Annotated in this window: 30 protein-coding genes; 10 read left to right on the top strand and 20 right to left on the bottom strand. The window is 67.9% G+C overall.

Features of this window, described 5'->3' with window-relative positions; genetic code table 11:
* Positions 1–7: 7 nt before the first annotated feature.
* The gene (locus RIC54_RS16315; RefSeq protein ID WP_350090161.1) at positions 8–1,759 is read right to left on the bottom strand and encodes a methyl-accepting chemotaxis protein; all 1,752 of its coding nucleotides are present in this window, start codon (positions 1,757–1,759) and stop codon (positions 8–10) included.
* Positions 1,760–2,019: 260 nt separating this feature from the next.
* Here RIC54_RS16315 and RIC54_RS16310 point away from each other — a divergent pair, with 260 nt between their 5' ends.
* From RIC54_RS16310 to RIC54_RS16300, 3 genes are all read left to right on the top strand, one after another.
* A complete protein-coding gene (locus tag RIC54_RS16310) occupies positions 2,020–3,279 on the top strand; it encodes an MFS transporter (protein WP_350090158.1) in 1,260 nt (419 codons plus the stop codon).
* A 52-nt stretch (positions 3,280–3,331) separates the two neighbouring features.
* Positions 3,332–3,679, top strand: a complete 348-nt coding sequence (locus tag RIC54_RS16305) for a hypothetical protein (protein WP_350090155.1) — start codon at positions 3,332–3,334, stop codon at positions 3,677–3,679.
* Between the two features lie 88 nt (positions 3,680–3,767).
* Complete coding sequence (locus RIC54_RS16300) at positions 3,768–4,523, top strand: NIPSNAP family protein (protein ID WP_350090152.1); 756 nt, start codon at positions 3,768–3,770, stop codon at positions 4,521–4,523.
* 22 nt (positions 4,524–4,545) lie between these two features.
* Here RIC54_RS16300 and RIC54_RS16295 read toward each other — a convergent pair whose 3' ends face one another.
* Both RIC54_RS16295 and RIC54_RS16290 read right to left on the bottom strand, forming a co-directional pair.
* Positions 4,546–5,466 (bottom strand): glutaminase, encoded by a 921-nt coding sequence (locus RIC54_RS16295; RefSeq protein WP_350090150.1) that lies wholly within the window; start codon positions 5,464–5,466, stop codon positions 4,546–4,548.
* 23 nt (positions 5,467–5,489) lie between these two features.
* Positions 5,490–6,803 (bottom strand): DUF1835 domain-containing protein, encoded by a 1,314-nt coding sequence (locus RIC54_RS16290; RefSeq protein ID WP_350090147.1) that lies wholly within the window; start codon positions 6,801–6,803, stop codon positions 5,490–5,492.
* Positions 6,804–7,065: 262 nt separating this feature from the next.
* Between RIC54_RS16290 and RIC54_RS16285 the strand changes: the two genes are divergently transcribed.
* Entirely contained in the window at positions 7,066–7,818 is a 753-nt protein-coding gene (locus RIC54_RS16285) for a proteasome-type protease (RefSeq protein ID WP_350090144.1), read from the top strand.
* A 124-nt stretch (positions 7,819–7,942) separates the two neighbouring features.
* Complete coding sequence (locus RIC54_RS16280; protein ID WP_502989666.1) at positions 7,943–10,294, top strand: xanthine dehydrogenase family protein molybdopterin-binding subunit; 2,352 nt, start codon at positions 7,943–7,945, stop codon at positions 10,292–10,294.
* Positions 10,295–10,309: 15 nt separating this feature from the next.
* Here RIC54_RS16280 and RIC54_RS16275 read toward each other — a convergent pair whose 3' ends face one another.
* Complete coding sequence (locus tag RIC54_RS16275) at positions 10,310–10,915, bottom strand: gamma carbonic anhydrase family protein (protein ID WP_350090141.1); 606 nt, start codon at positions 10,913–10,915, stop codon at positions 10,310–10,312.
* Positions 10,909–11,427, bottom strand: a complete 519-nt coding sequence (locus RIC54_RS16270) for a MarR family winged helix-turn-helix transcriptional regulator (RefSeq protein WP_350090138.1) — start codon at positions 11,425–11,427, stop codon at positions 10,909–10,911. The genes RIC54_RS16275 and RIC54_RS16270 overlap by 7 nt, the downstream gene beginning before the upstream one ends.
* A gap of 147 nt (positions 11,428–11,574) precedes the next feature.
* Here RIC54_RS16270 and RIC54_RS16265 point away from each other — a divergent pair, with 147 nt between their 5' ends.
* Positions 11,575–11,922: a hypothetical protein gene (locus tag RIC54_RS16265; protein WP_350090136.1), complete on the top strand. Its 348-nt coding sequence runs from the start codon at positions 11,575–11,577 to the stop codon at positions 11,920–11,922.
* 25 nt (positions 11,923–11,947) lie between these two features.
* Here RIC54_RS16265 and RIC54_RS16260 read toward each other — a convergent pair whose 3' ends face one another.
* From RIC54_RS16260 to RIC54_RS16250, 3 genes are read right to left on the bottom strand one after another with little or no spacing between them, the layout of a single operon-like run.
* The gene (locus RIC54_RS16260) at positions 11,948–12,307 is read right to left on the bottom strand and encodes a hypothetical protein (protein ID WP_350090134.1); all 360 of its coding nucleotides are present in this window, start codon (positions 12,305–12,307) and stop codon (positions 11,948–11,950) included.
* Between the two features lie 56 nt (positions 12,308–12,363).
* A complete protein-coding gene (locus RIC54_RS16255; RefSeq protein WP_350090131.1) occupies positions 12,364–13,044 on the bottom strand; it encodes a hypothetical protein in 681 nt (226 codons plus the stop codon).
* A gap of 41 nt (positions 13,045–13,085) precedes the next feature.
* Complete coding sequence (locus tag RIC54_RS16250; RefSeq protein WP_350090128.1) at positions 13,086–13,883, bottom strand: shikimate dehydrogenase family protein; 798 nt, start codon at positions 13,881–13,883, stop codon at positions 13,086–13,088.
* 254 nt (positions 13,884–14,137) lie between these two features.
* Between RIC54_RS16250 and RIC54_RS16245 the strand changes: the two genes are divergently transcribed.
* On the top strand, positions 14,138–14,341 hold the full coding sequence (locus RIC54_RS16245; RefSeq protein WP_350090125.1) for a hypothetical protein: 204 nt from the start codon (positions 14,138–14,140) through the stop codon (positions 14,339–14,341).
* 12 nt (positions 14,342–14,353) lie between these two features.
* Here the strand turns inward: RIC54_RS16245 and RIC54_RS16240 are convergent, their stop codons facing one another.
* From RIC54_RS16240 to RIC54_RS16230, 3 genes are all read right to left on the bottom strand, one after another.
* Positions 14,354–15,211, bottom strand: a complete 858-nt coding sequence (locus RIC54_RS16240; protein ID WP_350090122.1) for a carbon-nitrogen hydrolase family protein — start codon at positions 15,209–15,211, stop codon at positions 14,354–14,356.
* Between the two features lie 35 nt (positions 15,212–15,246).
* A complete protein-coding gene (gene grxC, locus RIC54_RS16235; RefSeq protein ID WP_350090119.1) occupies positions 15,247–15,513 on the bottom strand; it encodes a glutaredoxin 3 in 267 nt (88 codons plus the stop codon).
* A 93-nt stretch (positions 15,514–15,606) separates the two neighbouring features.
* Positions 15,607–16,353, bottom strand: coding sequence for a ComFC family protein (locus RIC54_RS16230; RefSeq protein WP_350090116.1), 747 nt, complete (start codon positions 16,351–16,353; stop codon positions 15,607–15,609).
* A gap of 84 nt (positions 16,354–16,437) precedes the next feature.
* Here RIC54_RS16230 and RIC54_RS16225 point away from each other — a divergent pair, with 84 nt between their 5' ends.
* Positions 16,438–17,337, top strand: coding sequence for a methyltransferase domain-containing protein (locus RIC54_RS16225; RefSeq protein WP_350151206.1), 900 nt, complete (start codon positions 16,438–16,440; stop codon positions 17,335–17,337).
* Positions 17,338–17,359: 22 nt separating this feature from the next.
* On the opposite strand, the gene RIC54_RS16220 is transcribed toward RIC54_RS16225, so the two are convergent.
* From RIC54_RS16220 to RIC54_RS16200, 5 genes are all read right to left on the bottom strand, one after another.
* Positions 17,360–17,734, bottom strand: a complete 375-nt coding sequence (locus tag RIC54_RS16220; protein ID WP_350090110.1) for a DUF4112 domain-containing protein — start codon at positions 17,732–17,734, stop codon at positions 17,360–17,362.
* 3 nt (positions 17,735–17,737) lie between these two features.
* On the bottom strand, positions 17,738–17,896 hold the full coding sequence (locus RIC54_RS16215) for a YqaE/Pmp3 family membrane protein (protein ID WP_350090107.1): 159 nt from the start codon (positions 17,894–17,896) through the stop codon (positions 17,738–17,740).
* Between the two features lie 104 nt (positions 17,897–18,000).
* Positions 18,001–18,762, bottom strand: a complete 762-nt coding sequence (locus RIC54_RS16210; protein WP_350090104.1) for an oxygen-binding di-iron domain-containing protein — start codon at positions 18,760–18,762, stop codon at positions 18,001–18,003.
* A gap of 29 nt (positions 18,763–18,791) precedes the next feature.
* Positions 18,792–19,376, bottom strand: a complete 585-nt coding sequence (locus RIC54_RS16205) for a TetR/AcrR family transcriptional regulator (protein ID WP_350090101.1) — start codon at positions 19,374–19,376, stop codon at positions 18,792–18,794.
* Between the two features lie 94 nt (positions 19,377–19,470).
* A complete protein-coding gene (locus RIC54_RS16200; protein WP_350090098.1) occupies positions 19,471–20,064 on the bottom strand; it encodes a LysE family translocator in 594 nt (197 codons plus the stop codon).
* Between the two features lie 51 nt (positions 20,065–20,115).
* Between RIC54_RS16200 and RIC54_RS16195 the strand changes: the two genes are divergently transcribed.
* Positions 20,116–21,006 carry an AraC family transcriptional regulator gene (locus RIC54_RS16195; RefSeq protein WP_350090095.1) on the top strand — a complete coding sequence of 297 codons (891 nt, stop codon included), beginning with the start codon at positions 20,116–20,118 and terminating at the stop codon, positions 21,004–21,006.
* A 24-nt stretch (positions 21,007–21,030) separates the two neighbouring features.
* On the opposite strand, the gene RIC54_RS16190 is transcribed toward RIC54_RS16195, so the two are convergent.
* Complete coding sequence (locus RIC54_RS16190) at positions 21,031–22,146, bottom strand: SMP-30/gluconolactonase/LRE family protein (protein WP_502989665.1); 1,116 nt, start codon at positions 22,144–22,146, stop codon at positions 21,031–21,033.
* A gap of 154 nt (positions 22,147–22,300) precedes the next feature.
* Complete coding sequence (locus RIC54_RS16185; protein ID WP_350090092.1) at positions 22,301–23,221, bottom strand: LysR substrate-binding domain-containing protein; 921 nt, start codon at positions 23,219–23,221, stop codon at positions 22,301–22,303.
* Positions 23,222–23,338: 117 nt separating this feature from the next.
* Here RIC54_RS16185 and RIC54_RS16180 point away from each other — a divergent pair, with 117 nt between their 5' ends.
* Positions 23,339–23,569, top strand: coding sequence for a hypothetical protein (locus RIC54_RS16180; RefSeq protein ID WP_350090089.1), 231 nt, complete (start codon positions 23,339–23,341; stop codon positions 23,567–23,569).
* 8 nt (positions 23,570–23,577) lie between these two features.
* Here the strand turns inward: RIC54_RS16180 and RIC54_RS16175 are convergent, their stop codons facing one another.
* Both RIC54_RS16175 and argJ read right to left on the bottom strand, forming a co-directional pair.
* The gene (locus RIC54_RS16175) at positions 23,578–24,012 is read right to left on the bottom strand and encodes a (deoxy)nucleoside triphosphate pyrophosphohydrolase (protein ID WP_350090653.1); all 435 of its coding nucleotides are present in this window, start codon (positions 24,010–24,012) and stop codon (positions 23,578–23,580) included.
* 40 nt (positions 24,013–24,052) lie between these two features.
* Positions 24,053–25,288, bottom strand: a complete 1,236-nt coding sequence (gene argJ, locus RIC54_RS16170) for a bifunctional glutamate N-acetyltransferase/amino-acid acetyltransferase ArgJ (protein WP_350090086.1) — start codon at positions 25,286–25,288, stop codon at positions 24,053–24,055.
* Between the last annotated feature and the right edge of the window lie 17 nt (positions 25,289–25,305).

The raw sequence follows: 25,305 nt of genomic DNA, 5'->3' as shown, positions 1-25,305 counted from the left end.
CAGACCATTAGACCCCGCGGATGCGTGCCAGGAAGCCGTCGACCTGGGCCCGCAGGGTCTCGGAGTTCCTGGACAGCTCGCCCGCCGCTTCCAGCACCTGATGGGACGCCGAGCCCGTGTCCGTGGCCGAGCGTGTCACCTCTGCGATCGTCGCCGACACATCATGGGTTCCGCTCGACGCCTGCTGGACGTTGCGGGCGATCTCGTTGGTGGCGGCACCCTGTTGCTCGACCGCCGCGGCGATGGTGGTGGCGATCTCGTTGATCTGCTCGATCGTCTTGCTGATCATCCGCACGGCACCGACCGATTCGTTGGTCGCTGCCTGCATCTCGGTGATCTTGGTGCTGATCTCCTCGGTTGCCGTGGCGGTCTGGGTGGCCAGATTCTTGACCTCCGACGCCACGACGGCAAAGCCCTTGCCGGCTTCCCCGGCGCGGGCCGCCTCGATGGTCGCGTTGAGCGCCAGCAGGTTGGTCTGGGCGGCGATGTCGTTGATCAGCTTGACCACGTCGCCGATCCGCTGGGCTGCCTCGGCAAGACCATGGATCTGAGTGTCTGTCCGTGTCGCCTGCTGGGTGGCCTCGCCGGCGATGCGCGTGGACTCCGACACCTGCCGGCTGATCTCGGCGATCGAGCTTGAGAGTTCTTCGGCGGCGCTGGCGGCGGTCTGCACGTTGGTAGACGCCTGCTCGGAGGCGGTTGCCACAGCCTGCGATTGCCGGCTGGTTTCCTCGGCCGACGCGGACATCGATTCCGCCGTCGACTGCAACTCGGTCGAGGCCGACGACACGGTTTGGACGATCTCCTTCACACTTGCTTCGAACTCGTTGGCCAACCGCTGCATCGCGGCCGTCTTCTCGGCTTCGGCATCGGCCTTGCTCCGCTCCTGCTCGTCGCGCGTCCGGTCGGCATCGATCATGTTTTCCTTGAACACCTGAACGGCACCGGCCATCACGCCGATCTCGTCGCCCTGGTTCCGCGAGGGTACTTCAGCGTCAAGGTCGTGTGCCGCCAGCCGCAGCATCACGGACGTCAACCCGCCGATCCGGGCCGTGATGGTCCGGACCAGAACCAGGCCGAACAGCAGCACCGCCGCCGCCGCAGCCAGGGCGGCGCCGATCACGGTTGCCTGCATGGTTTCGCGGGCGGACCGCAGCGCGGCGGTGGCCGTGGCGGCCTTCGTGCGGTTCGCTTCGAGCATCGCGCCGACCTGCGAGGAGATCGCGTTGACGCTGGCGCCGTAGTCCCCGTTGATCAGTTCGTTGGCCTGGACCTGCGCGAAGCTGCCGGCGAAGTCGAGAACCTGGGTGCCGTTTGCGATCAACGGGGTCAGGTTGGCGCTGATCTGGTCGATGACGGTCGCCGTGTCGGGATCGGCGGTCTCGCGCGCGGACGCCAACTGCTCCTCGAACGCCTTCATCGTCGTCACGAACTCAGCCCGCAGCCCGGCCTGCCGATCGAGATCGAGTTCGGCCGCGGCCCCGGTTACCAGGCCGCGCTGCTTCTCGACCAGCAACGAGATCCGCGAGCCGAACTGGCTGCCGCGCACAGCGCTGGCAAGCGTATCGCCGGCCGCGGCCATCCGCTCGGCACCATAGATGGCGGAGACCGAGACGCCGGCCAGGGCGACGCAGACGATCAGCATCAGGATGTAAAGCTTGGCCCTGACGGTGAGGGTCAGGGAAAGGCGTTTCGGAAGGATGGTCACTGTCGGCTCCTTGCCCCGGTCGGTCAGGCCGCCATCGGGGGCGGCAGTCACGACGATCTCAATTGGCTGCAATTATCTTGAATTGTGCGGATAGCGTGTATTCGTTTCTGTTATCGGACCGTATGTTGGAGTGCTTACCAAACGGTTAATTCAGCCAAAGCCGGGGCGCGAATGGCCGTGATCGCGCCTGCGTTGTTCCAGTTGTCGTCGGCGGACGGTCCGGATACCGTGGGCGCATCGATCCCGGACCGGGTGACGGGCGGCGGCGCCATGTGCGATGGCCGCCCATCCTTTCGAGAGGACGCAGTATCGTGACGACCGACAGTCGAGCCGCGCCGGTGACGGCAGGCGAGGCGGATAGCCCCTATGCGTGGTATCGGCTGGCGATGTCGCTGCTGATCAGCATGATCGGCGGCGTCGGGCTGTGGTCGGTGGTGGTCACGCTGCCGGCGGTCGAGGCCGAGTTCGACGTGGCGCGGGGCGACGCCTCGTTGCCCTACACGGCCACGATGATCGGCTTTGCGGTCGGCGGCATCATGATGGGTCGTCTCGCCGATCGGTTCGGCATCCTGGTGCCGCTGCGCTTTGGCACCGTCGCCCTCGCCCTTGGCTATGCCGCGGCCAGTCAGTCGACCAGTCTCTGGCAGTACACGCTCGCGCATGGGTTGCTGGTCGGGCTGTTGGGCAGCTCGTCGACGTTCGGGCCGATCATTTCCGACGTGTCGTTGTGGTTCGTGCGCCGGCGCGGCATCGCGGTGGCGATCGGTGCCAGCGGCAGCTACATGGCGGGGACGGTTTGGCCGCCGATCATCCAGCACCTGATCGACTCGATCGGCTGGCGCGACACCCACCTGGTGGTCGCGGCGTTCTGCTTCGCGACCTTGATCCCTCTGTCGGCGGCGTTGCGCCGGCGTCCGCCGTCCACGCTGGCGTCGGTGCCGCCCTCGGCGGAACCGAGGGGCGGTGCCTCGATGGCCAGCACGATGTCGCCGGCTGCCTTGCAGACCCTGTTGCTGATCGCCGGGCTGAGTTGCTGTGTCGCCATGGCCATGCCGCAGGTCCACATCGTCGCGTACTGCGCCGATCTCGGCATCGGCACGGCCCGTGGTGCCGAGATGCTGTCGCTGATGCTTGCCACCGGTGTCGTCAGCCGGCTTGCCTTCGGCGGTATCAGCGACCGCATTGGCCCGCTGAAGGCGCTGCTGCTGAGCTCCGGGTTGCAGGCGCTGTCGCTGCTGCTGTTCCTGCCGTTCGAAGGCCTGGGCATGCTCTATCTCGTATCGGCACTCTTCGGCCTTTCCCAGGGCGGTATCGTGCCGACCTACGCCCTGATCGTGCGTCAGTTCTTCCCCCCGGCCGAGGCAGGTGCCCGTGTCGGGCTGGTGCTGTCGGCCACCCTGCTGGGCATGGCGCTCGGCGGCTGGATGTCGGGGGCGATCTACGACCTCACGCTGTCCTATCAGGCGGCGTTCCTGAACGGGGTCGCCTGGAACATCCTTAACCTGGCAATCGCGGCGTTCCTGCTGCTGAAGCTCGGCCGCCGGTTGTCCCTGTCGTCGTCCCCGGCATAGTGTTCACAGGCTCCGGTCCGGAGTCTGATCGCCCAACGAAAGGATAGAACCGATGCCCATCACCGGCCGCTACGTGCTCATGGCGAGCATGGATGTCGATCCCGACAAGGACGCGATCTTCAACGAGGTCTACGACCAGGAGCACATCCCCTACCTGATGGAGGTGCCGGGCGTGCTGTCGGTCACCCGCGCCATTGCTGAGCCGTTGTCGATGATGCTGGGCGGCGAGAAGCGGACCATGCCGATGGAAGGCCCGCGCTACACTGCGATCTACGAGATCGAGAGCCCCGACGTCGTGCTGAGCCCGGAGTGGGCGGCGGCCGTCGAGCGCGGCCGCTGGCCGGCTGAGGTGCGTCCGCACACCCGGAACCGCCAGCACCGCCTGTTCAAGGTCAGTTGAGCGGGTCCGGTACTGAACCTGCTGACAAACCCTGACACGAGGGTTGCCTAAAGAGGAACGGTCAGTCCGACCTCTGAGGAGCCCTTCTGTGAGCGCCAATCCGTCCACGATGACCCCGCTGTCACGGCTCGCCTGCCCGGTCGTGGAGTTGCGCCAGTACACGCTGCGACCGGGCATGCGGGACGCGTTGATCGACCTGTTCGACCGGGAGTTCGTGGAAACTCAGGAAGCGCTCGGGATGGCCGTGATCGGGCAATTCCGGGACCTCGACGATTCCGAGCGTTTCGTCTGGCTGCGCGGCTTTGCCGACATGGCGGTGCGCCGGTCGGCGCTGACCGCGTTTTATGACGGACCGGTGTGGGCAGCGCACCGCGACGCCGCGCGCGCGACCATGGTCGACACCGACGATGTCCTGCTGCTGCGCCCGGCGGCTCCGGGTTCCGGTTTCGCGACGATCAGGCCCCGGCCACCACACCGCACGCGATCGGTGCGGCCGACCTTGATGACGGCCACGATCCACTATCTCGCCGGGCCGGCGGATCATGGGTTTCTCGCGTTTCATCAGCAGACCGTCGAGCCGGTGCTGCGTCGGGCCGGTGCGACGGCAATCGCGACCCTGGTGACCGAGGACAGCGCGAACACCTATCCGCGCCTGCCGGTTCGCGAAGGCGAGAACGTCCTGGTCCGTTTCGCGACGTTCTTCGACCGGGCCGCCTACGACCGGCACCTCGACGCGCTGTCGCGCTCGGCGGCGTGGCGCGAGGCGTCCGACGCTCTGGACCGCCGGGTGGCCCGGCCGTCGGAGACGCTGCGTCTGATCCCTACAGCCCGTTCGGCGCTCTGACAACGACCGTTGCAGGGGAGGCTCAGAACACGCTCCAACCCATCTCGGCGGCCAGCAGTTCCAGCGCGATGGTGCCGGCGTGCGAATTGCCGTTGGCGTTGAGGCCGGGCGACCACACCGCGATTGCCGCCTTGCGCGGCACGATGGCGAGGATCCCGCCGCCGACCCCGCTCTTGCCGGGCAAGCCGATGCGGAAGGCGACATCGCCGGACGCGTCGTAGTGACCGCAGGTCAGCATCAAGGCGTTGATGCGACGGGCCCGCTCCGGTCGCACCACTTCAAGGCCGGTCAGCGGGTCGCGTCCTCCGGCCGACAGGAACAGCCCGGCTCGGGCCAACTGGACGCAGGTCATGCTGAGGGCGCACTGGTGGAAGTACACCGCCAGCGCCGATTCCACCGGATTCTTCAGCTGCCCGAACGCCGACAGGAAATGCGCCAGGCTGAAGTTCCGGTGCCCGGTTTCCGCCTCGGAGCGGGCGACTTCGTCGTCGATCGACACGTCCGGATCATCGGCGAGCCGCTGAAGGAACCCCAGGATTTCGTTGATCACCGCTTCCGGCGGCCGCCCCTCGAGCAGCACGTCGGTTACCACGATGGCGCCGGCATTGATGAACGGGTTGCGCGGAATTCCATGCTCGCGTTCAAGCTGGACGATCGAGTTGAAGGATGAACCCGATGGTTCCCGCCCGATGCGCTTCCAGAGCTCGTCGCCGAGTTCGCCGAGCGCGAGGGTCAGCGTGAAAACCTTGGAGATGCTCTGGATGGAGAACGGCACCAGGGCATCGCCGGCGGTCGCCACCTCGCCGTCCACGGTCACCACGGCGATTCCGAACTTCGACGGATCGACCCGTGCCAAGGCCGGGATGTAGCCCGCCACCTTGCCCTCAACCAGATGCGGACGCACCCGCTCGGCAATGCGCTGCAGCGTCGCGGTCAGGTCCATGCTTGGTTTTCCTCAGCGAGCGGTCAATGGGGTGCGCCCGGAACGGGTGCGTCCCGATCCGAGGACCACCGCCATTGATCGGCGTCCGGTTGGATCGCGACACCGCCGAGCCACCGTAGCGGAGGCTGACAGGCAAGCCAATCGAGCCGGCCGTCGAGGATGTCATGGCCGTCGTAGGTCAGCACCAGGCGACGGCGTGGCCACGGCTCGTGCGCCGTCAGCGGGTCGACGGCGAACGGTGGCCTGGACGCCTTCAACATGCCGCCCAGGATCGCCCAGAGCATCAGGTCGCCAAGGAACGGCAGGGGCTCGGTTTCGTCCTGCAGGGTAACGAACACGCGCCCGGCGGTTGTCGGCTCGTCGCGCATGGCCTGCAGGACCAGCCGTTCGGTAAGAGCCAGGCCGTCATTGGTCCATGGCAGATCCTGCAGATGCCGGTGCAGCGCCGACGCCATCGGCGGCAGCTCCGGCGTCCCGGCCGCCGCGATCGCATGCAGGGACTGCGGACTCGGGTCGCGCAACGCGGACCAGACTTCACGACCAAGGGCGTACTGCGTGTCGACGACCGGCGTTCGCGTCGACCACAGGCTGCGCAATTCGGCCGGGCTCAACATGCCGAGGCCAATGAACCGGTCGACAAGCGGAAACCGGTCGACACAGATCAGCTCCAAGGCGGCGGGCCGGGCACCCTCGGAGAATGCCGCCAGCACCCGGGCCAGGATCAACTGGTCGTAGGAATCGTGCTCGAACCACAGAACGACGCGCTGGTACCGGCCGGCGGCAGCAGCCAGGCCGGCGGCTTCAGCCTCCAGGCGGCTTCGTGCCTCGTCGACCGTCAACCCATAGGCATCCACCAGGAACGCCGCGCGGGCGGTGAACAGGTCGCCGTTGTTCGGCACCGGGCCCTGGCAGATCGGATCCGAGACCTCCAGGAAGTCGCCGATGAAGCCGGCAGCCTGCAGTGCGGCCCGGATGTCGGATCCGCAACGCAGGTGAAGGGTCGGGCAATCGCCGTCCGGTGCGTGCGCGGCGGCCATGGATCGTCGTGCTTCGGCCAGGCGGCCGGCATGGGCCACCAGGGCGGGCCAGCTGGGCAGTCCGAGCTCGCGGGCAATCACCAGTTGCGCATCGTCGGGATGGCCGAAGGCGGCGGACAGCAGGTCGTCCGGCATCCCGATCGCTCTGGGGTGGTGGGTCCGCACCCGGCTCAGTGATTCCGGCTCTCCGGCGGCGATGCCGTGGTGGAGGGCGCGAGCGCGGAAGCGCTGCTCGTCCAGATCAAGCGGCCGAGGGTCGGCGAGGGCGGTGGTGTCATCGGCAGGCGCGGCGACCGGCATGAAGACCTCCCCTGGATCGTGCCCGTCCCACGGTCCCGCGATCGGACTCGCCGCGGACAGCGTTCAGGCGGCGATCCCGGGCGCCGCCTGTGGAGCGGGATGCGTCGATCACACTCCCAAACGGTATCGGCCGGTGGCCACGTGTTCAAGAGCGCGCCGCTTTCCAGTTACCAGACGGGCTCGGAATGCCCATAGTGATCGCACACGCGCGGCCGGGCCAGCTTGGCCTATCGACAATGAACCGGCGTTGGGGGATCCATCGATGACCTATTGCCTTGGTGTGCTTTTGCCGGCCGGCTTGGTGCTGGCGTCGGATTCGCGAACCAATGCCGGTATCGATCATATCGCGACCGTTCGAAAGCTGGCGCTGTTCGAGAACCCGGGCAAGGCGGTGATCACCGTGCTGTCCGCCGGCAATCTGGCGACCACCCAGGCCGTCGTCACCATCATCAAGCAGAACCTGAACACCGCGGATGTGGGTCGGGACCTGTTCACGATGGGGTCGATGTTCGAGGTGGCGCAGACCGTTGGAACCGTGCTGCGCGAAGTGCTGGCGCGGGACGGCGATGCGGTCCGTCCGTTCGGCGATCCGGGCGCCAGCTTCCTGGTCGGCGGCCAGATCCTGGGCGAGCCGCCTCGGCTGTTCCAGATCTACACGGCCGGGAACTTCGTGGAGGCCGCGGCGCGCAACCCGTTCCTGCAGATCGGCGAGACCAAGTACGGCAAGCCGATCCTGGACCGGGCCGTCCGTGACGAACTGTCGCTCACCGCTGTGGCCAAGCTGGCGCTTCTGTCGTTCGATGCGACCATCCGAAGCAACCTGTCGGTCGGTCCGCCGATCGACATGCTGTGCTACGAGACCGACAGCTTCAGCATCGGGAACCTGTCGAAGTACACCGAGGATGACCCGTATCTGGCCGAGTTGCGCAGCACCTACGGTGCGGGGTTGCTGGATGTCGTCCGCCGCTTGCCGGAACCACCGCTGGCCAATCGCGACGGCCCGATGCGGGACTGACTGTCCGGTGTCCGACCCTGGCGCAGCCGGCATGAGTGTTTTGTACGCCGGGGGGTGGGCGAAGGTGCGGTCGATCGTTTAGCCTTCGGCGCGACCGGTGGGCGCGCAATCCAGGAGGCATTTCGTGAACGCGATATTCGACGAGGCGGAACTCGCCACCATGAAGTTCGGCGTGGGCCAGCCGGTGCCCCGGACCGAGGATCCCACGCTGCTGATGGGCCAGGGCCGATACACCGACGACCTCAATCGCGACGGCCAGGCGTATGGCGTCTTCGTGCGGTCCTCGATCGCCCATGGCGTGCTGAACGGCATCGACCTCGACGAGGCTCGGGCGATGCCGGGCGTGCTGGCGATCTACACCGGAGCGGACCTGGCGGGGTATGGCCCGATCCGCTGCGGCGTCCCGTTGAAGAACTTCGACGGCTCCGAGATGCGCAATCCGATGCGCCCGGCGTTTCCGACCGACAAGGTGCGGTTCGTCGGCGACCCGATCGCCATCGTGGTCGCCGAAACGCCGGACCAGGCGCGCGACGCGGCCGAGGTCGTGGTGCCGGACATCGACCCGCTGCCGGCGGTGACCGATGCCAAGTTGGGTGCCGCCGACGGCGCACCGCTGCTCTATGACGAGACACCGAACAATGTCGTGCTGGACTATCACTTCGGCGACAAGGCAGCTGTGGACAAGGCGTTCGCGTCGGCCGCCCATGTCACCAGGCTCGGTATCCTCAACAATCGGGTGATCGTGTCGGCGATGGAACCGCGCTCGGCGATCGCCGAATACGATCCGGCCGACGAAAAATGGACGATCCGGGTCGGCAGCCAGGGCGCGTTCGGTCTGCGCAACCTGCTGGCCAACGACATCCTGAAGGTGGCGCCGGAAAAGGTCCGGGTGCTGACCGGGAATGTCGGTGGCTCGTTCGGCATGAAGGCATTCGTCTATCCGGAGTATCCGGCGCTGTTCCACGCGGCGCGCGATCTGGGTCGGCCGATCAAGTGGACGTCGGATCGCTCCGAGAGCTTCCTGGCCGACCAGGCCGGCCGCGACCACGAGGTGACCGCCGAACTGGCGCTCGATGCCGAGGGCCGGTTCCTGGCGTTGCGGATTAACGGCTACGGCAACATGGGCGCGTATATCGGGCAGGTCAGCCCGATGATGTCGACCCTGAACATCGTGAAGAACGTCACCAGCGTCTACAAAGTGCCGGCGATGGAGGTGACGACCAAGTGCGTCTTCACCAACAGCTCGCCGGTCAGCGCCTATCGTGGTGCAGGGCGGCCGGAAGGCAACTATTACATGGAGCGGCTGGTCGAAACCGCTGCCCGCGAGATGGGCATCGACCGGGTCGAGTTGCGCCGCCGCAACCACATCCAGCCGTCGGAGATCCCCTACGACACCGTGTCGGGCCTGACCTACGACAGCGGCGAGTTCACTGCCGTGCTCGACAAGGCGCTGGCATTCGCCGATTGGGACGGCTTCGAAACGCGCAAGGCGGAGAGCCAGGCGCGCGGCAAGCTGCGCGGCCGCGGGATCGGCGACTACCTGGAAGTCACCGCCCCGCCGCAGAACGAGATGGGCGGTATCCGCTTCGAGGACGACGGCACGGTGACGATCATCACCGGCACCCTGGACTACGGTCAGGGCCACTGGGCGCCGTTCGCCCAGGTGCTGCACAGCAAGCTGGGCGTGCCGTTCGAGAAGGTCCGGCTGTTGCAGGGCGACAGCGACGAATTGATCGCCGGCGGCGGCACCGGTGGGTCGAAGTCGATCATGGCGAGCGGTGCGGCGATCGTGGAGGCCAGCGACAAGGTGATCGAAGCCGGCAAGCAGATCGCCGGGCACCTGCTGGAAGCGGCCGTGGCCGACATCGAGTTCCAGCGCGGCCGGTTCTCGATCGCCGGGACCGACCGGTCGATCGGGGTGATGGAGATCGCCGAGAAGCTGCGCGGCGGCATCGACCTGCCGGACGACGTGCCGCATACCCTGGACGTCAAGCACGTCCACGAGGGCGGCCCGTCCGCGTTCCCGAATGGCTGTCATGTCGCCGAGGTCGAGATCGACCCGGACACCGGGATTGTCGAGGTGGTGCGCTACCACATGGTCAACGATTTCGGCACGGTGGTGAACCCGCTGCTGGTCGAGGGTCAGGCCCATGGCGGCATCGTCCAGGGGATCGGTCAGGCGTTGATGGAGCGCTGCGTCTATGACGGGGACGGCCAGGTGCTGACCGGCTCGTACATGGACTACGCGGTGCCGCGGGCGGCCGACGCGCCGTTCTTCGCCTTCGACACCCACTCGGTGCCGGCGACCACCAACCCGCTGGGTGCGAAGGGCTGCGGCGAGGCCGGCTGTGCCGGTTCGCTGCCGGCGGTGATGAACGCGGTGGTCGATGCCCTGGCCGAATACGGCGTGACGCACGTCGATATGCCGGCTACGCCGCAGAAGGTGTGGAAGCTGATCCAGGACGCGCGGGGCTGATCCGTCGGGCTCCGGTCAGCCGTCGATGACGAGATCGGCGGCGTGGCCGGCGAGCGACTGGGACAGCCGGCGCGTGACGTGCTGCATCAGGTCGGGCGTGCTGCGGTCCAGGCCGTAGACCCAGTCGGGAAAGTCGAGCGGTCGCTGGATCTCCCAGATCTCGTCGTGGCGATCGGGCGACAGGATGCGCGCCGGATCGCCAACCGCGACCCAGCCGATAGGCACGACGGCGCCGGGGTCCAGGCGGGTGCGCAGGTGTACCGTCGCGTGCACGCGGATCTCGGAGCCGCGACCGAGGGCGGCGCCATGGAACACCGCGGCTCCGGTTGCGACGAACACCTCGTCTTCGATCTCCGCGCCGGTCACGTGGGCGTTCGGCCCGATCAGGCAATGGTCGCCGATCGTGCAGGGATGCTTGCGGCTCGCCCGGATCACGGCGTTCTCCATGACGATGCACTCCCGGCCGACCCGAATGGTGCCGCCAGCCTCGCCGATCAACCGCGCGCCGTGCAGAACGCGGCTGCCGGGGCCGATGCTCACGTCCCCGCACACGGTGGCGTCGGGCGCGACCCAGGCAGACGGGTCGATGCGTGGTCGTTTCCCCGCGTGTTCGATCAGCATGCTGCCTCCTCCCGTTCGATCTCGGTCGCCCGGGTTCCGATCGGGCAGGCCGAGCCGGCACACAGTGCGTGGTCGCACAGCCGGCAGGTAGTGCGAGCGAAGGCGCACGATGTTGTGGCCCTCGCCAGGAGGGTGTCGATCAGCCGCTCCAGATCGGCCTGCTGGTCGTTCGTCAGCCCGTCGAGAACAGTTTGCAGGGCCATCAGCCGGGTCTTCTGTAAATTGTCGGCGGTTCGCTCGCCTGCTGGTGTCAGCCGCAGTGGGGCGGTCTTGCCGACACGCGCGTCGCGTTCGATCAATCCTCGCCGCACAAGTCCGTCGATCACCCGGACGGCCGTCGGCTGTGCAATGCCGGCGATAGCGGAAAGTGCGCTGGCGGTGTTCTCACCGTGATACCTCAGCGTCAGCAGGATAGCGCCGGCACTGGGCGACATGCCGTCGAGCGCTTCGCGCGTGCGGTCTCCGAGTAGCGTCGCGAGCGTACCAAGCTTGTTGGCAAACAACATATGCATAGGCTATGCATTATTGATGATCTGTCAAGCCTAGGCCGATCCACAGAAACCCGTTGGCCGGACGGCCCGGAATCGGCGATGCTGCGCGTCGCGGCTTGGACGGACGGATCGCCCACGGGCAGGCTCGTCCGGGCGATCGATACAGGGATGACGATGATGCGTGGAACGGTTGCAGCGATGCTCTTGGGAGCGGGAGTTGCCCTGACGTTGGCGTCCGGCCTGCCGGCATCGGCTCAGACTGCCAGCCCCACCCCGGCGCAGCCGGCACAGGTCGATCTGCACAGCGCACAGTCACACGGCTCGCAGTTGAAGGCTGTTCCGGCCGCCGATGATACGCCGATGCGTACGATGTACGTCACGATGGGGGCAATGACCGGGTACATGTTCGCGGTCATGCCGGTGACCATGACCGCGATCACCGCCGCGGCGGCCAGCGGTGTCGCGTCGATGTGGGCCTACGACTACTTGATCGCACCAAACGGCAAGGCGCACTGACGCCGATTGCGCAGGTGCCGGATGGCTACTCGCTGACGACCCAGTAGCCCAGGCCGGCACCGACCGCCGCCGCTGTCAGCACTGTGGTCGTCCGACAGAGTGCCTGACGGGCCGCGACCGACAGCGTGGCGGGGCCGAGTATGCTGCCGCCAAGCGCGTTAGAGATCGCCGGGCCGGCCATCGGCGCCAGCATCGCGCCGCCAGTGACTGCATTGAGCGCGACCACGCCGACCACTGCGCCCGCACTGACCGCGACTATCGCTGTGGTGCTCCAGCCTGCGTCGGCTGCCGCTGGAGCAGCGGCGGGTGCCGCGGTCTGAGCGGCCGCGCCCATCGGTATCAACAGGAGGCCAAGGGCCAGGGTTGCTGCTCGAATGCGGCGCATGCCGTCCTCCCTATCGGTCGATGGGGGAAGCGTACCACATGACAGTGCCGCGGCGGCTACTCCCGCAGCATGTAGGCCAGCGTGTAGGTCTGCCGGGCTGCCGGCCGGAAGCCGAAGCCCGTTGCCGCAACCAGGTCCTCGATCTCCGCCGCGTTCTGTTCAAGCGTGACGGGGTCGTAGGATTCAACCACGACCACTCCGTCGGGCGATTGCTCGCCGGTGCCGCTGCGCAGGGCGCGCTCATTGGTCTCGGTCTTGGTTACGCTGGGATCGCAGATGCCGATGTGGGCGCCGACGATGCCGTCGCCACGTTCGGCGATCGCGCGGACCAGCGCGTCTGCCGCCGCCATGTCCTCCGAGCCGCCGGTTCGCTCCAGGCGGATGGCCATGACCGAGCCGGCATAGCCGTTCTCCGCACCGGCGCTGGCGACGCAGCGGCAGGCGCCGCGCATGAAGTCGCGGAACGCCGGTGCCATCGCGCGAGTCCATTCGGTGGGGGCATTCAGGCGCGCCAGATAGGCCGGGCTGTTGAACACCGACAGGTCGCTGCCCTCATACATCGTGAAGCAGCGGTGCCTTGGTGCGTCGTCGCTCATGTAGCGCCGGCCGCCGAGAAAGCCGGGGATGCCGACCCGCTCGGCCATGTGCTCGTAGGTGTGCCAGCGATGCCAGTCGGCCTCCATGGCCGGGTCGATATCATGCCAGATGGCCAGGAAAGCGCGCGTTCCACGCAACATTGAGAGCCCCCTTCGGTGTCGTTCAGTGGAATTCGGTTGGGTCAGTCGCGCCCGAGCAGGAAGTCGGTGATGACGTCGACCTGACACTCGTACATCTGCGTGCCGGTGTGGGTCGAGCAGCCGATCCGCCGGGCGGCCTCGATCAGCGGCGGCACTTCCGGTGCCGTGACGACGTCGCCGACATGCATGGCCGGGGTCAACCGTTCCACGTCGATGGGCAGCGCATCGTCGGGGCGCATGCCGGACGGCGAGGCGTTGGCGATCAGATCGAAGCCGGTCGGGTCGGTGTTGGACGCCGCGGAGACCGCCGGGTAGGCGGTCTTCAGCTTGGCGACCAGTTCGTCGCGACGGCCTTCGTCCAGGTCGAACACCGCCAGGCTGTCGGCGCCGCTATCGAGCAGCAACAGGCCGATTGCCGAGCCGGCACCGCCGGCGCCGACCAGCAGGGCCCGCTTGCCGGCGAGGTCGAAGCCGGATGCCCGCACCGCGTTGCAGAAGCCGATGCCGTCGGTCATGTCGCCGTGCCATCGGCCGCTCGGATTCCGGCGCAGGACGTTGGCGGCTCCCAGCAGACGGGCGCGTTCCGAGACCGTGTCGCAGACCGAGCGGGCCTTGAACTTGTAGGGGACGGTGATGACCATTCCATCCACGTTGTCGGCTCGGGCGGCGACGGCCAGGAACGCATCGATTTCCTCTTGCGGGATCTGGATCGGCACCACGACCGCGTTGGCGCCACGCGCCTCGAACCCGCGGGTGATGCCTCCCGGCGATTTCACCTGGGCGATCGGATAGCCGACAGTGAAGTACAGGCGGGTGTCGCCGCTCAGTCGTTCCAGCATGTGGGTCTCCGTTCGTTGACGGCGGTCGCGGGCGGGTGGCCGGACCGGCGCACCGTTCAGCATCTTGCCATCGCGAACCAGGTTCGGGAGTCCGTGGTTCCGCACGGCACCGGGTCCACAGGGAACGTAATCCGAGCGGAATGGTATGGATATGTATTGCAAATAATTCTCATTATCGTTAAAAGAACCATGCGGTGACACCTGCCGCACGGATCCGCAACGGTATGGGGCACCACCCCGTGAGAGAGGCGAGCGTGACGGTCCAACGAATGGTCGGGGTGCCGGCCCTGGTAGAGGCCATGCGTCAGGATGAACGGCCGGGGCCGGTCGATGCGAAATCGACCTGCAACTGGTGGCGTCCAATAGTTGCCCGGCGGCTGGTGCCGAGCATGGCCGAAGCGCCACGTCAGGCGCGGGTCGAAACGGTCGGAATCTTCAGAGCCGCCGGCGCCGAGTAGGCCGGCTGCGGGCTACTCGCCGGCCTGCCGGAACGAGGTGCCGTACACCGTCGGCTCGCCGATGGCGCGGTCGTGGGTGAGCGAGGGCACCTTGCCCCGCGCAGCGGCGACCTCGGCGAGATCGATCTCGGCGGTGATCACACCGACATCCTCGCCGGCGTCGGCAATCACCCGGCCCCAGGGATCGACGATCACCGAATGACCATAGGTGTGTCGGCCCTCGGCGTGCTCGCCGGTCTGGGCGGCGGAGATCACATAGCAGCCGGTCTCGATGGCGCGCGCCCGCTGCAGCACATGCCAATGCGCCTCGCCGGTCACCTTGGTGAAGGCGGCCGGCGCGAACAGCACCTCGGCCCCGGCCTGCGCCAGGGAGCGGTACAGATAGGGGAAGCGGATGTCGTAGCAGATCGTCATGCCCATCCGGCCCCACGGCGTCTCGGCGATCACCGCCTCGTCGCCCGCCCGGTAGGTGTTGCTTTCCCGATAGGTCTGGCCGTCGCCGACCTGCACGTCGAACATGTGGATCTTGGAGTAGCGCGCGACGATGTTGCCGCGGTCGTCGAGCAGGAAGCTGCGGTTGGCCATCTTGTCGTCGGCAACCTTGATCGAGATCGACCCGACCAGCAGCCATGTGCCGAGTTCGGCAGCGAGCCCGCGCATCGCCGCCAGGACCTCGTGACTCTCTTCCGGCTTCGCCTTGGCCAGCGCCTGATCGCGCTTCGGTTCGATCATGCCCATGACCTCGGGCGTGGTGATCAACTGCGCGCCGCGTGCCTTCGCCTCGCGGATCATCGGCGACACCCGCTCGATGTTCTCGATCGGATCGCGCGTGGTGTTGGTCTGCACGCAGGCGACGGTCAGCTTGGTCATCGGTGATCTCCCGGAAACGCGGAGCGGCAAGAGGCTCAGGCTGTCAGGCCGAGCATGGAATCCAGCTTACCCTGCCGGTCGAGCGCTGCAAGCTCGTCCGAGCCGCCGATGCCGACGCCGTCGATGAAGATCTGCGGCACCTTGTGCCGGCCCTCGGCCCGCTCGCGCATCCGGGCCCGTTCGTCGGACGAACCGCCGACGTCGTACTCGGTGAACGCGACGCCCTTGTTCTTCAGCAGCGCCTTGGCGCGGTGGCAGAACGGGCAGAACATGGTGGTGTAGATCTCGATCTTCTTGGCCATTCGTCTCTCCGTGGGTCTCGGCGGAAGATAAGGCCGGAGGCCGGGTTTCGCCAGGGCTGCCGTGCCGGTTGCCGGACAAATACGCGTGTCGGCTCAGACCACACGGGCCAACGTCAGCAGTTCCACCGAGGCCGCACCGGCGCGCAGCAGCACGCGTGTGCAGGCCCCGGCGGTGGCCCCCGAGGTCAGCACGTCGTCGACCAGCAGGACCCGCCGTCCGGCGATCGCCGACTGCCTGCGGTCGTCAACCCGGAACGCTCCCTGGACGTTGCGGGCACGCTGCGACTTGGTCAGATGGCCCTGGCTCGACGTGCGCTTGACCCGGACCAGCGCCCGGTCGGCGACCGGGATACCGGAGAGCCGACCGAGCGCGTGCGCCAGCGCGGCCGCCTGGTTGTAGCGCCGCGCGATCAACCGCCATCGGTGCAGCGGCACCGGCACGATGACGTCTGCGTCGGCCAACAGTTCGGCACCCGCCAACCGCATCCAGCCAGCCAGCAGCGAGGTCAGATGCAGCCGGTCGCCATGCTTGAAGCCGAGTACCAGAGGTCGGCTCGACTCGTCGTACGCCAGCGCCGAGCGCCCCCGTCGCCACGGCGGAGGGGTCGCCAGGCAATCCCCGCAGACCGGCTCACCCGGCGATGCCGTCTCGAACGGGTGGCCGCAGACCGCGCACTGGGGCCGGGCCAGGAAACACAGCCCGGACCAGCAGGTCAGGCACAGGGTGCGCGGGCGGTCGACAGGCTCGCCACAGACAGCGCACCGCGGCGGCAGCAGCGCGTCGAGCACGACGATTGCTGCTCCACGGAGCACCGATGTGACGCTGTCGAGCGGTGTCATCCCGACGCTATGGACGACACGGGATCGATTTCGCAGGTGCGCCGCCGCTGTCGCTGGGCCATATACCCGGCCATGACCGACTCAATGCTCGTCTTCGACCGATCCCTGGTGCGCCGCCGCCGCGAGCGCGCGGTATCCAACTACGCCGACTTCGCATTCCTGGAGGAATCGGTTGCAGAGCGGGTTGCCGAGCGGTTGGAGGATGTCCGCCGCCGGTTTCCCCTGGCCCTCGAACTCGGCGCGCGGTCCGGCGCGCTTGGCCGGCACCTGCGCGCCAGCGGTCGGGTCGACACGCTGATCCAGGCCGACCTGGCGCCGGGCTGGGCACGGGCACGGGCCTCCGACGGGCCTTCGGTGGCGGCCGACGAGGAGTTCCTGCCGTTCGCCGACAACTCGCTCGACGCGGTGTTCGGTGCGCTGTCGCTGCACTGGGTGAACGACCTGCCGGGCGCGTTGTCACAAATCCGCCGAGCGCTGAAGCCGGACGGGCTGTTGCTGGTGGCACTGCTGGGCGGCGACACACTGGTCGAGTTGCGCGATGCGCTGTTCGAGGCCGAAAGCGAGGTTACCGGTGGGGTCAGTCCTCGGGTCTCGCCGTTCGCCGACCTGCGCGACGCCGGCGGGCTGCTGCAGCGGGCCGGTTTCGCACTGCCGGTGGTGGATGCCGATACCATCCCGGTGACCTACGAGACGGCGTTCCACCTGATGCGCGACCTGCGCGGGATGGGCGAGACCAACGCCGTGCTGGAGCGCCGCAAGCAGCCGTCCCGGCGCGCGCTGTTCGCCCGAACCGCCGAGATTTATGCCGAGCGTTTCGCCGGCTCCGACGGCCGGGTGCCGGCGCGGTTCCAGGTGCTGTACCTGACCGGCTGGGCACCCTCGGCGGACCAGCCCAAGGCCCTGCGCCCCGGTTCGGCGGCGGCCCGTTTAGCCGACGCCATCGGCGGTGCCGAGGTGGGGACTGGCGAAAAGCCGGGCGGCTGACGCCCGGTGGGTGATCGTGGAGTCAACGCCCCGGCGGACGCAGCCGGTGGGCGTCGGCCCGGCTGCCGAGATGACGGTGCAGCAGCGTCAGATTGCGCCGGTTGGCCTTGAACGCGACGTCGAACAGGTCGCCCAGCACGGGCACGGCGCCGACGGCGGTGTCGATCAGCACGTTGCCGATCATGCGCAGGATCACTGGGTTGGATGCGCCGAGGCCGCGTGCGCGGTAGATGATGTACAGCGATGCCAGCATTGACGCGGCGTCGCCAAGCCCCGGAACCAGGCCGACAACCCCGTCCAGCCCGAAGCGGATCGAAGTGCCGGGTATCCGGAACCGGTCGTCCAGCAGACGGGTCAGCAGTTCGATGTCTGCCAGCCGCTTCTCGCCGGTGCTCATGGTTTACCGGCGGGCGATGATCCACACCGCGTGCACGATGCCGGGAATGTAGCCAAGCAGGGTGAGGAGGATGTTCAGCCAGAAATGGCCGCCCAGCCCGACCTGCAGGAAAACCCCCAGCGGCGGCAGCAGGATCGCGAAGACGATGCGGATTATGTCCATTGAGTTTCCCCTGGCACGGACGCCCGGCGTCGGGCATCCGTGAAGGGAACGGTCAGTGCGGACCGCAGTTCCGGCGCTTGTCGGCCACCCGCGATGACCGATTGCTATGCTGTTGCTCGCTGCGACCCGGCGTCCAACTCGACCAAGCTGCGCCGGACGCGCTGATCGTAGTAGTCGCCCAGGCTGACGAGCGCGGCGCCGGTCTGTCCACTGAGGGATGAGCCGTGCATGAGCGCCAGGGTGCGCGGCGCCAACTCGCCGAGCCCCCGGATCGTCCGTCCGGTCGTCGGCGTGAGGCTGGACGACAGGAACATCTCTTCAGCGGCGATCGCCGGCCCGACGATATCGGTCTCGACCAGAGCGGGGCCGTTGCCGGTGTGGCTGAACAGGTCGCCGCACAGCAGCGTCCCTGTCACTTCCTCATAGAGGATCCCGGCCTCCCAGCCGTGCGGCACGTGGGCGGTGTCGATATAGCGCACCCGCTTGCCGCCCAGGTCGACGACCTCGCCGTCGCCGAGGATCCGCGGCGCGCGGTCCGACAAATCGTTGAGGGAGACCATGCAGGCGGTCTGGCCGTGTGCCACCTGGGCGTTCGGGGCAGCCGCGAGCCACTGGTTCATCGCCCCGCACTCGTCGGCCTCGACGTGGCCGAAGCTGATCCAGCGCAGCCGCTCCAGCGGCATCAGGCGAGCCACCGCAGCGGACGCCGTCGGGAACATCCCGCGAAACCCGCAGTGGAACAGCAGCGGCTCGTCAGCCATCAGCAGGAACTGGTTGAAGGTGAATCCCGCCGGCGGCGCGATCTCCGGCACGAAGGTTGAAAGGCGGAAGACGCCCTCGGCAATCTCGTCGGTCTTGGTTTCCATGCGGTCCTCCAGGGAAGGTCTGGCCGGTTTCAGGGTGTTGCGGGCAGCAGGCTGATGGTCAGGGTGCGGGCGATCTCGCTTGCCGCGTTGCCGGTCGACCAGCCGGCCTGCGTCAGGGCGCTGTGCACTGCCGGGTCGGTCAGTGCGATCGCGACGTCGACCTGCTGCGGCGGCGTGCCGGGGCCAAGGGCGAGCTCAAAAAGCGCCCGGCGGTTCTGCCGTTCTTGGTCGATGAAGCGGCGCAGCACCGGCATCAGATGCTGGTCGCAGCGCACGCGCTCCAGCACCGGCAGCCGGGCGTAGAAGCTGAACAGTTCGGCCACTAGGCGTTCGACCCGTGATCCAGCGTCGGTCAGCCCGGCGAAGATCCCGGCATCGGGTGGCGGGATGGTTTCGACCGTGTGCTGGCCGCAGGCGATCACCGCATCCTCGTAGGTCGGAAAGTGGTGGTAGACCGTCCCGACACTGACCTCGGCGCGCTCGGCGATCTGCTTCATGCTGGTAGCCGCGATGCCCTGTTCGTCATGCAGGGCGAAGGTCGCCTCGACAATCCGACGCCGGGTTTCCTCGGCTGACTCCGCGCGGCGGTTCTGGCGATAGCGTCTTGGTGGCATGATTGATCATTTAATTGATTGAACAATTCATCAATTAAATGACTCTCGGCCGGCTGTCAAGCGGCCGACACGCAAGGAGGCGCAACGGCGTCGGTCAGAACCGGAGCGCGAAGGCGACCGACACCAGGAGCAGCAGCGCGAACACCACATTGACTGCCCGGTTGGTCCGGGGGTCGCGGAAGAATCGGGTGAGCGAGGCGCCGGCGATCAGCCATGCCAGATTGCCCGGGATGATAAGCGCCACCAGAACGGCGATCTTGGCGACGATGTCCAGTTCCGGGCGGGCCGGGATCAGCACGAAGCTCGAGAACAGCGCTGCCATGGCGGCATAGGCCTTGGGGTTCGCCAGCGACAGGACCAGCCCGCCGGCGAACGAGGGCTGGCGGCGCTGGGCGCCGGTGTCGGACAGCGGCGGCGCCGTGGCAATCCGGTAGGCGAGGTAGAGGAAATATCCGGCGGCCAGGGCCGTGACGGCCGGCTTGACCCCGGGCAGTGCCAGGACGATGCCCATGATCCCGCTGGCGGTGATCAGCATCACGCAGACCATTCCCGCCACGATGCCTGCCATGCAGGGAAGCCCGCGGCGTGTGCCGAACGCGGCGCCGATCGCCGCGAGGCTCAGCACCGCCGGACCGGGGCTGCCGGTCAGCGCCAGCCCGGCGAAGGCGAAGCCAAACATCTCTTCCATGTGACCTGTCCAAGCTGTCGAAGGGTGGCCGCTGTTCTGGTACAGAGATCCATGGCGAGTGATGTGGGTCAGGACAGGGTTCCAGGTCTTGAACGATCGTGCGGCACCGTGGCCGGCGACTGGATCAAGGCCGCGCCGCCGTCGCCCGGCATCGAGCGCATCGAGGCATTCTTCACCGGCCACGGATTCGACCCGCACCGCCACGACACCTACGCGATCGGCTACACGGTGGGGGGCGTGCAGTCCTTCCGGTACCGCGGGACGTCGGAGCACAGCGTGCCGGGCAAGGTGTTCGTGCTGCACCCGGACGAGCTTCACGACGGTCGCGCCGGGACCGAGACTGGTTTCCGCTATCGCATCCTGTACGTCGATCCTGGGCTCGTTCTGGATGCTCTGGGCGAGACCGGCAGTCCGCTGCCGTTCGTGCGGGAGACGGTGTCGGACAATCCGGCATTGCGAGCGGCCCTGGTGCCGGCGCTGGACGACCTGGACCGGTCGCTCGAGGAACTGCAGCGCGACCAGATCGTCGTCGGTCTTGCCGATGCGCTGGCGGCGGCCGACCCGTCGCTCGCTGCCCGGCGGCTCGTGGCGGGCCATTGGCGGGCGGTGAACGAGGCGCGGTCGCTGCTCGATGCCGGCGTTGAGACCGGTGTGGCGTCGGCCGACCTGGAGGCCGCGACCGGCCTCACCCGCTACGCGCTGGCCCGGCACTTCCGGGCCTGCCTGGGGACCAGCCCGTATCGGTACCTCGTATTGCGGCGTCTGGACCGGGCGCGCGCGCTGATCCGCCTGGGTACGCCGCTGGCCGAGGCGGCCGCCGCCAGCGGCTTCGCCGACCAGGCCCACATGACCCGGCACTTCAAGAAGACGTTCGGGATCGCGCCCGGCCGCTGGGCCGCGATCACTGGAGCGGCGGGAACGCGGCGGCGACTGGCGGAGTGAGCCGGCCGCCACCGCGCATGGTCCTCAGGTGATGTGCGCCCCCTTGGTCTCTACATAGACCGCGTAGAGGCTCTGGCTTGCGGTCATGAACAGCCGGTTGCGCTTGGTGCCGCCGAAGCAGACGTTGGAGCAGATCTCCGGCAGCCGGATCTGGCCGATGCGAGTGCCGTCGGGAGCGAAGATGTGCACCCCGTCGTAGCCGTCGCCGACCCAGCCGGCTGACGACCACACATTGCCGTCCTCGTCGCAGCGGATACCGTCGGCGAAGCCGGTCTTGCCTTCCCAGGTCATGCTGGCGAACGTCCGCGGGTTGGCCAGGGTGCCTTTCTCGGCGTCCACGTCGAACGCCCAGATCTGGCTGGCGGCGTCGGGGTAGTGCGATACGCCGGTGTCGGCGACGTACAGGATCTTGTAGTCCGGGCTGAAGCACAGGCCGTTCGGCTTGAACGGCTGGTCGGCGACCTTGGCCACCTTGCCGGTGTTGCCGTCGATCCGGTAGACCGCCTCCTTCATGAACGGCTGGACCGAGCCGGTGCCGGCGCGGAAGCCTTCGTAGTTCATCAACTGGCCGTAGCCGGGGTCGGTGAACCAGATCGAGCCGTCGTCAGGATGCACCACGGCGTCGTTGGGGGCGTTGAAGCCCTTGCCTTCCGCGTTCTTGTCGGCCAGCACGGTCACGGTGCCGTCGTACTCGTAGCGCACCACCCGGCGGTTCAGGTGCTCGCAGGCGATCTGTCGGCCGCGGAAGTCGAAGGTGTTGCCGTTGCTGTTGCCGGAGGGCGAACGGAAACCCCGGCTGACGTGGCCGTCTTCCTCGATCCAGCGCAGCTGTTCGTTATTCGGGATGTCGCTCCACAGCAGGTAGCGGCCGACCCCGTTCCAGGCCGGTCCCTCGGCCCATAGCGTGCCGGTGTGCAGGCGCTGGATCGGTGTGTTGCCGAGCTTGGACTTGAAGCGCTTGTCGAGCGCGATGATGTCCGGGTCGGGGTAGCGCACCGGTTCGGCGCCCGGGCCGAAGTTGCGGGCAAAGGCCGCCGGGGCCATGGCGGTGGTGGCAGCCAGCGTGGTCGCCGCGGCCAGGAAGGCCCGGCGGTCGAAACCGGGGGCGTGGTCGGGATCCGATCGATCTGTGTGTGACATCTGTGCCCTCCCTTGGACGGGGTGGTCCCGTAAGGCAGAACCTTCCCGCCGGGCCTGCCCCGGCCGGACGCTTCCTGTACGGCGTGATATCGCCACCCGTTTATCGTGTGATGATATCTTAGATATGCGATCCATGCTGTACAAGCGAAGGCTGTTAACCAGAATCGCCGTCGGCCGGCGCCAGGCCAACCTCCTCCAGGACGAACGTCCGGAACGCCGCGACCACCGGGTCGTCGCGACGGGCCTCCGGGTAGCAAAGCCAGTAGCTCGCCTCGGCGCCGATGGATCGGTCGTTCAGGATCCGCAGCACGCCTTGGGCGATCAATCCTTCGGCAAGCGCCACCCGACCCAGCACCACCCCCTGGGCGGCCATCGCCACGTCGATCAGCACCCCGGCTTCGTGAAACACGGCACCGCTCGACACATCGGCGCCGATCAGGCCGGCGTCGGCGAACCATCGCCGCCAGTGGTCGCGGGTCTCCTCGTGCTGCAACGGCAGCGACGCGATGATCGAAGCCGGCAGGGGCAGTTGCGTTGTGGCGAGACCGTGGCGTTCCAGCAGCACCGGTGACGCCAGCGGCTTGGCGTAGCCCGGCATCAGTCGATGCGCCGTGAGGCCGGGCCAGGGACCCGAGCCGTAGCGGATCGCGACGTCGACGCTCTCCCGCGCCAGGTCGATCAGCCGGGTGGAGTGCTCAAGCCGCACGTCGATCTCCGGGTGCCGGGTGCTGAACGCGGCGAGCCGGGGCACGATCCAGCGGTGGGCGACCGAGGGGGCCGACGAGATGGTCAGGATCCGCCGGTCGGTCTGCGCGCGCAGTTCGACCGCCCGTGCCGCAATCCGGTCGAAGGCGTCGGTGACCACCGGCAGCAGGCTGATGCCGGCCTCGTTCGGGATGATCCGTCGATGCTCCCGGCGGAACAGCGGGCGCCCGACCCACTCCTCCAGGCTGCGCAACTGGTGGCTGACGGCGGCGTGGGTCACCGAGAGTTCGTCGGCCGCCCTGGTGACACTGCCGAGCCGGGCTGTCGCCTCGAAGGCGCGCAGGGCGGTGAGCGGCGGCAGCGTGCGCATATGTAAATCCAACTAACAGATAGAGTGAAAAGGTATCGTTTGAGATCGGCTCCGTACAGCGCGATCTACGCATGGACAGGCAAACAGCTGTCTGTCTGCTCTGTAAGGAGATCTGTCATGTTGAGCGACGCGTTGTTTCGACTGGTCAACACCGCCAGCGGACTCGGCCTGGATGATTCGCTGTGGCGCCGCCAGGTGCTCGGCCCAACGCGCTCGGACGCGCGCGCTTCGGCACGGGGGCGGATTGCCCAGGAGGCGAGCCGTTGGGGCGAGGCGGTATTGAACCGGGTCGAGGATCTGCCCTGCACCGCCGCGCGTCAGCGTGCGGTTGGTGGTCTGTGCCGGTGATCGGATGATCAGCCCAGGATGTCGCGGATCATTGCGATCAGCGGGGCATCGGCCGGCGGCATCGGATAGTCGCCGAGCCGCACCGGGCGCACCCACTTGATCGCCTGGTCCTCGCGGGGGGTCACCGTGCCGATCCAGCGCCGGCAGGCGTACAGCGGCATCAGCAGGTGGAAGGTCTCGTAGCGGTGCGAGGCGAAGGTGAGCGGCGCCAGGCAGGATTCCGCCGTGTCGATGCCGAGTTCTTCCTTCAACTCGCGGATCAACGCAGCTTCCGGGGTCTCGCCGGGATCGACCTTGCCGCCGGGAAACTCCCACAGCCCGGCCATCGACTTGCCCTCGGGGCGCTGGGCGATCAGCACGCGGCCGTCGACGTCGACCAGGGCGACCGCCACCACCAGCAGCGTCGGGAGAGCCGGCAGGTCCTCGGCCGGACCGGCCGCCATGCAGCCGTCGAGATCGCTCACACCCGCCGCCATCGGTCGGTCAGCTGCGGTAGTCGGCGTTGATGTCGATGTAGCCGTGGGTCAGGTCGCAGGTCCAGACGGTCGATCGGCCGGAGCCGATGCCGACGTCGACGGTGATCTTGATCTCCTGGCCCTTCATGTGGGCGGCTACCGGCGCCTCGTCGAAACCCTCGACCCGGGCGCCGTCACGCGCTACCGCCACGCCGCCGATGTCGATGGCCAACCGGTCGCGGTCGGCCTTCTGGCCGGACTTGCCGACCGCCATGACGATCCGGCCCCAATTGGCGTCCTGGCCGGCGATCGCGGTCTTGACCAGCGGGGAGTCGGCGATGGCGAGCGCGATCCGGCGGGCGGCGCGTTCGGAAGCGGCACCGGTCACCGTGATCTCGATCAGCTTCTGCGCGCCTTCGCCGTCGCGCACGACCTGCAGGGCGAGGTCCTTCAGCAAATCCTCCAGCTTCGCCCGGAAGTCGCGCAGCGCCGGCTCGCCCGGCCCCTCGATCGCCGCGTGCGAGACCTGGCCGGTGGCGAACAGCATCAAGGTGTCGCTGGTCGAAGTGTCGCTGTCGACCGTTATGGCGTTGAAGGTGCGGGCCACGGTGCGGGCCAGCAGCGTCTGCAGAATGTCGGCCGGTATCTTGGCGTCGGTCACTACGAAAGACAGCATCGTGGCCATGTCCGGGGCAATCATTCCGGAGCCCTTGGCGATGCCGTTGATGCGGACCGGGACGCCACGGATGTTGGCGGTCCGGGTCGCGGCCTTGGCAAACGTGTCTGTGGTCATGATCGCCCGGGCGGCATCGGCCCACGCGTTGCCGGACAGCCCGGCCTGGGCGGCGGGCAGGGCGGCCACGATCCGCTCATAGGGCAGGGGTTCGCCGATCACGCCGGTCGAGGCCAGCATGATCTCCGCCGGGGTGCAGCCCAACTGCCGGGCGGCCGCCGCCGCGGTCTCGACACAGGCCGTGCGGCCCTTGGCGCCGGTGAACACGTTGGCGTTGCCGGCGTTGACCACCAGTCCGCGGGCGCGGCCAGCCGGAAGGTGCTGGCGGCACCAGTCGATCGGCGCTCCCGGCATCTGGTTGCGTGTCAGCACCCCGGCGACCGTGGTCCCGGCCGCAAACTCGGCCAGCAGCAGGTCGCGCCGCCCCTTGTAGCGCACCCCGGCCTCGACCGCGGCGAAGCGGCATCCGGCGAGTTCCGGCAACTCGGGCTGATGAGCGGGCGCAAGCGGCGAGACGGGAAGCGGGGCCACGGACTGGACCTTTCGCG

It is taken from the genome of Thalassobaculum sp. (assembly GCF_040219215.1).
Lineage (GTDB): Bacteria > Pseudomonadota > Alphaproteobacteria > Thalassobaculales > Thalassobaculaceae > Thalassobaculum_A.
Note: the sequence above shows the minus strand (reverse complement) of the source record. Positions and strands in the feature narration are given on the sequence as shown.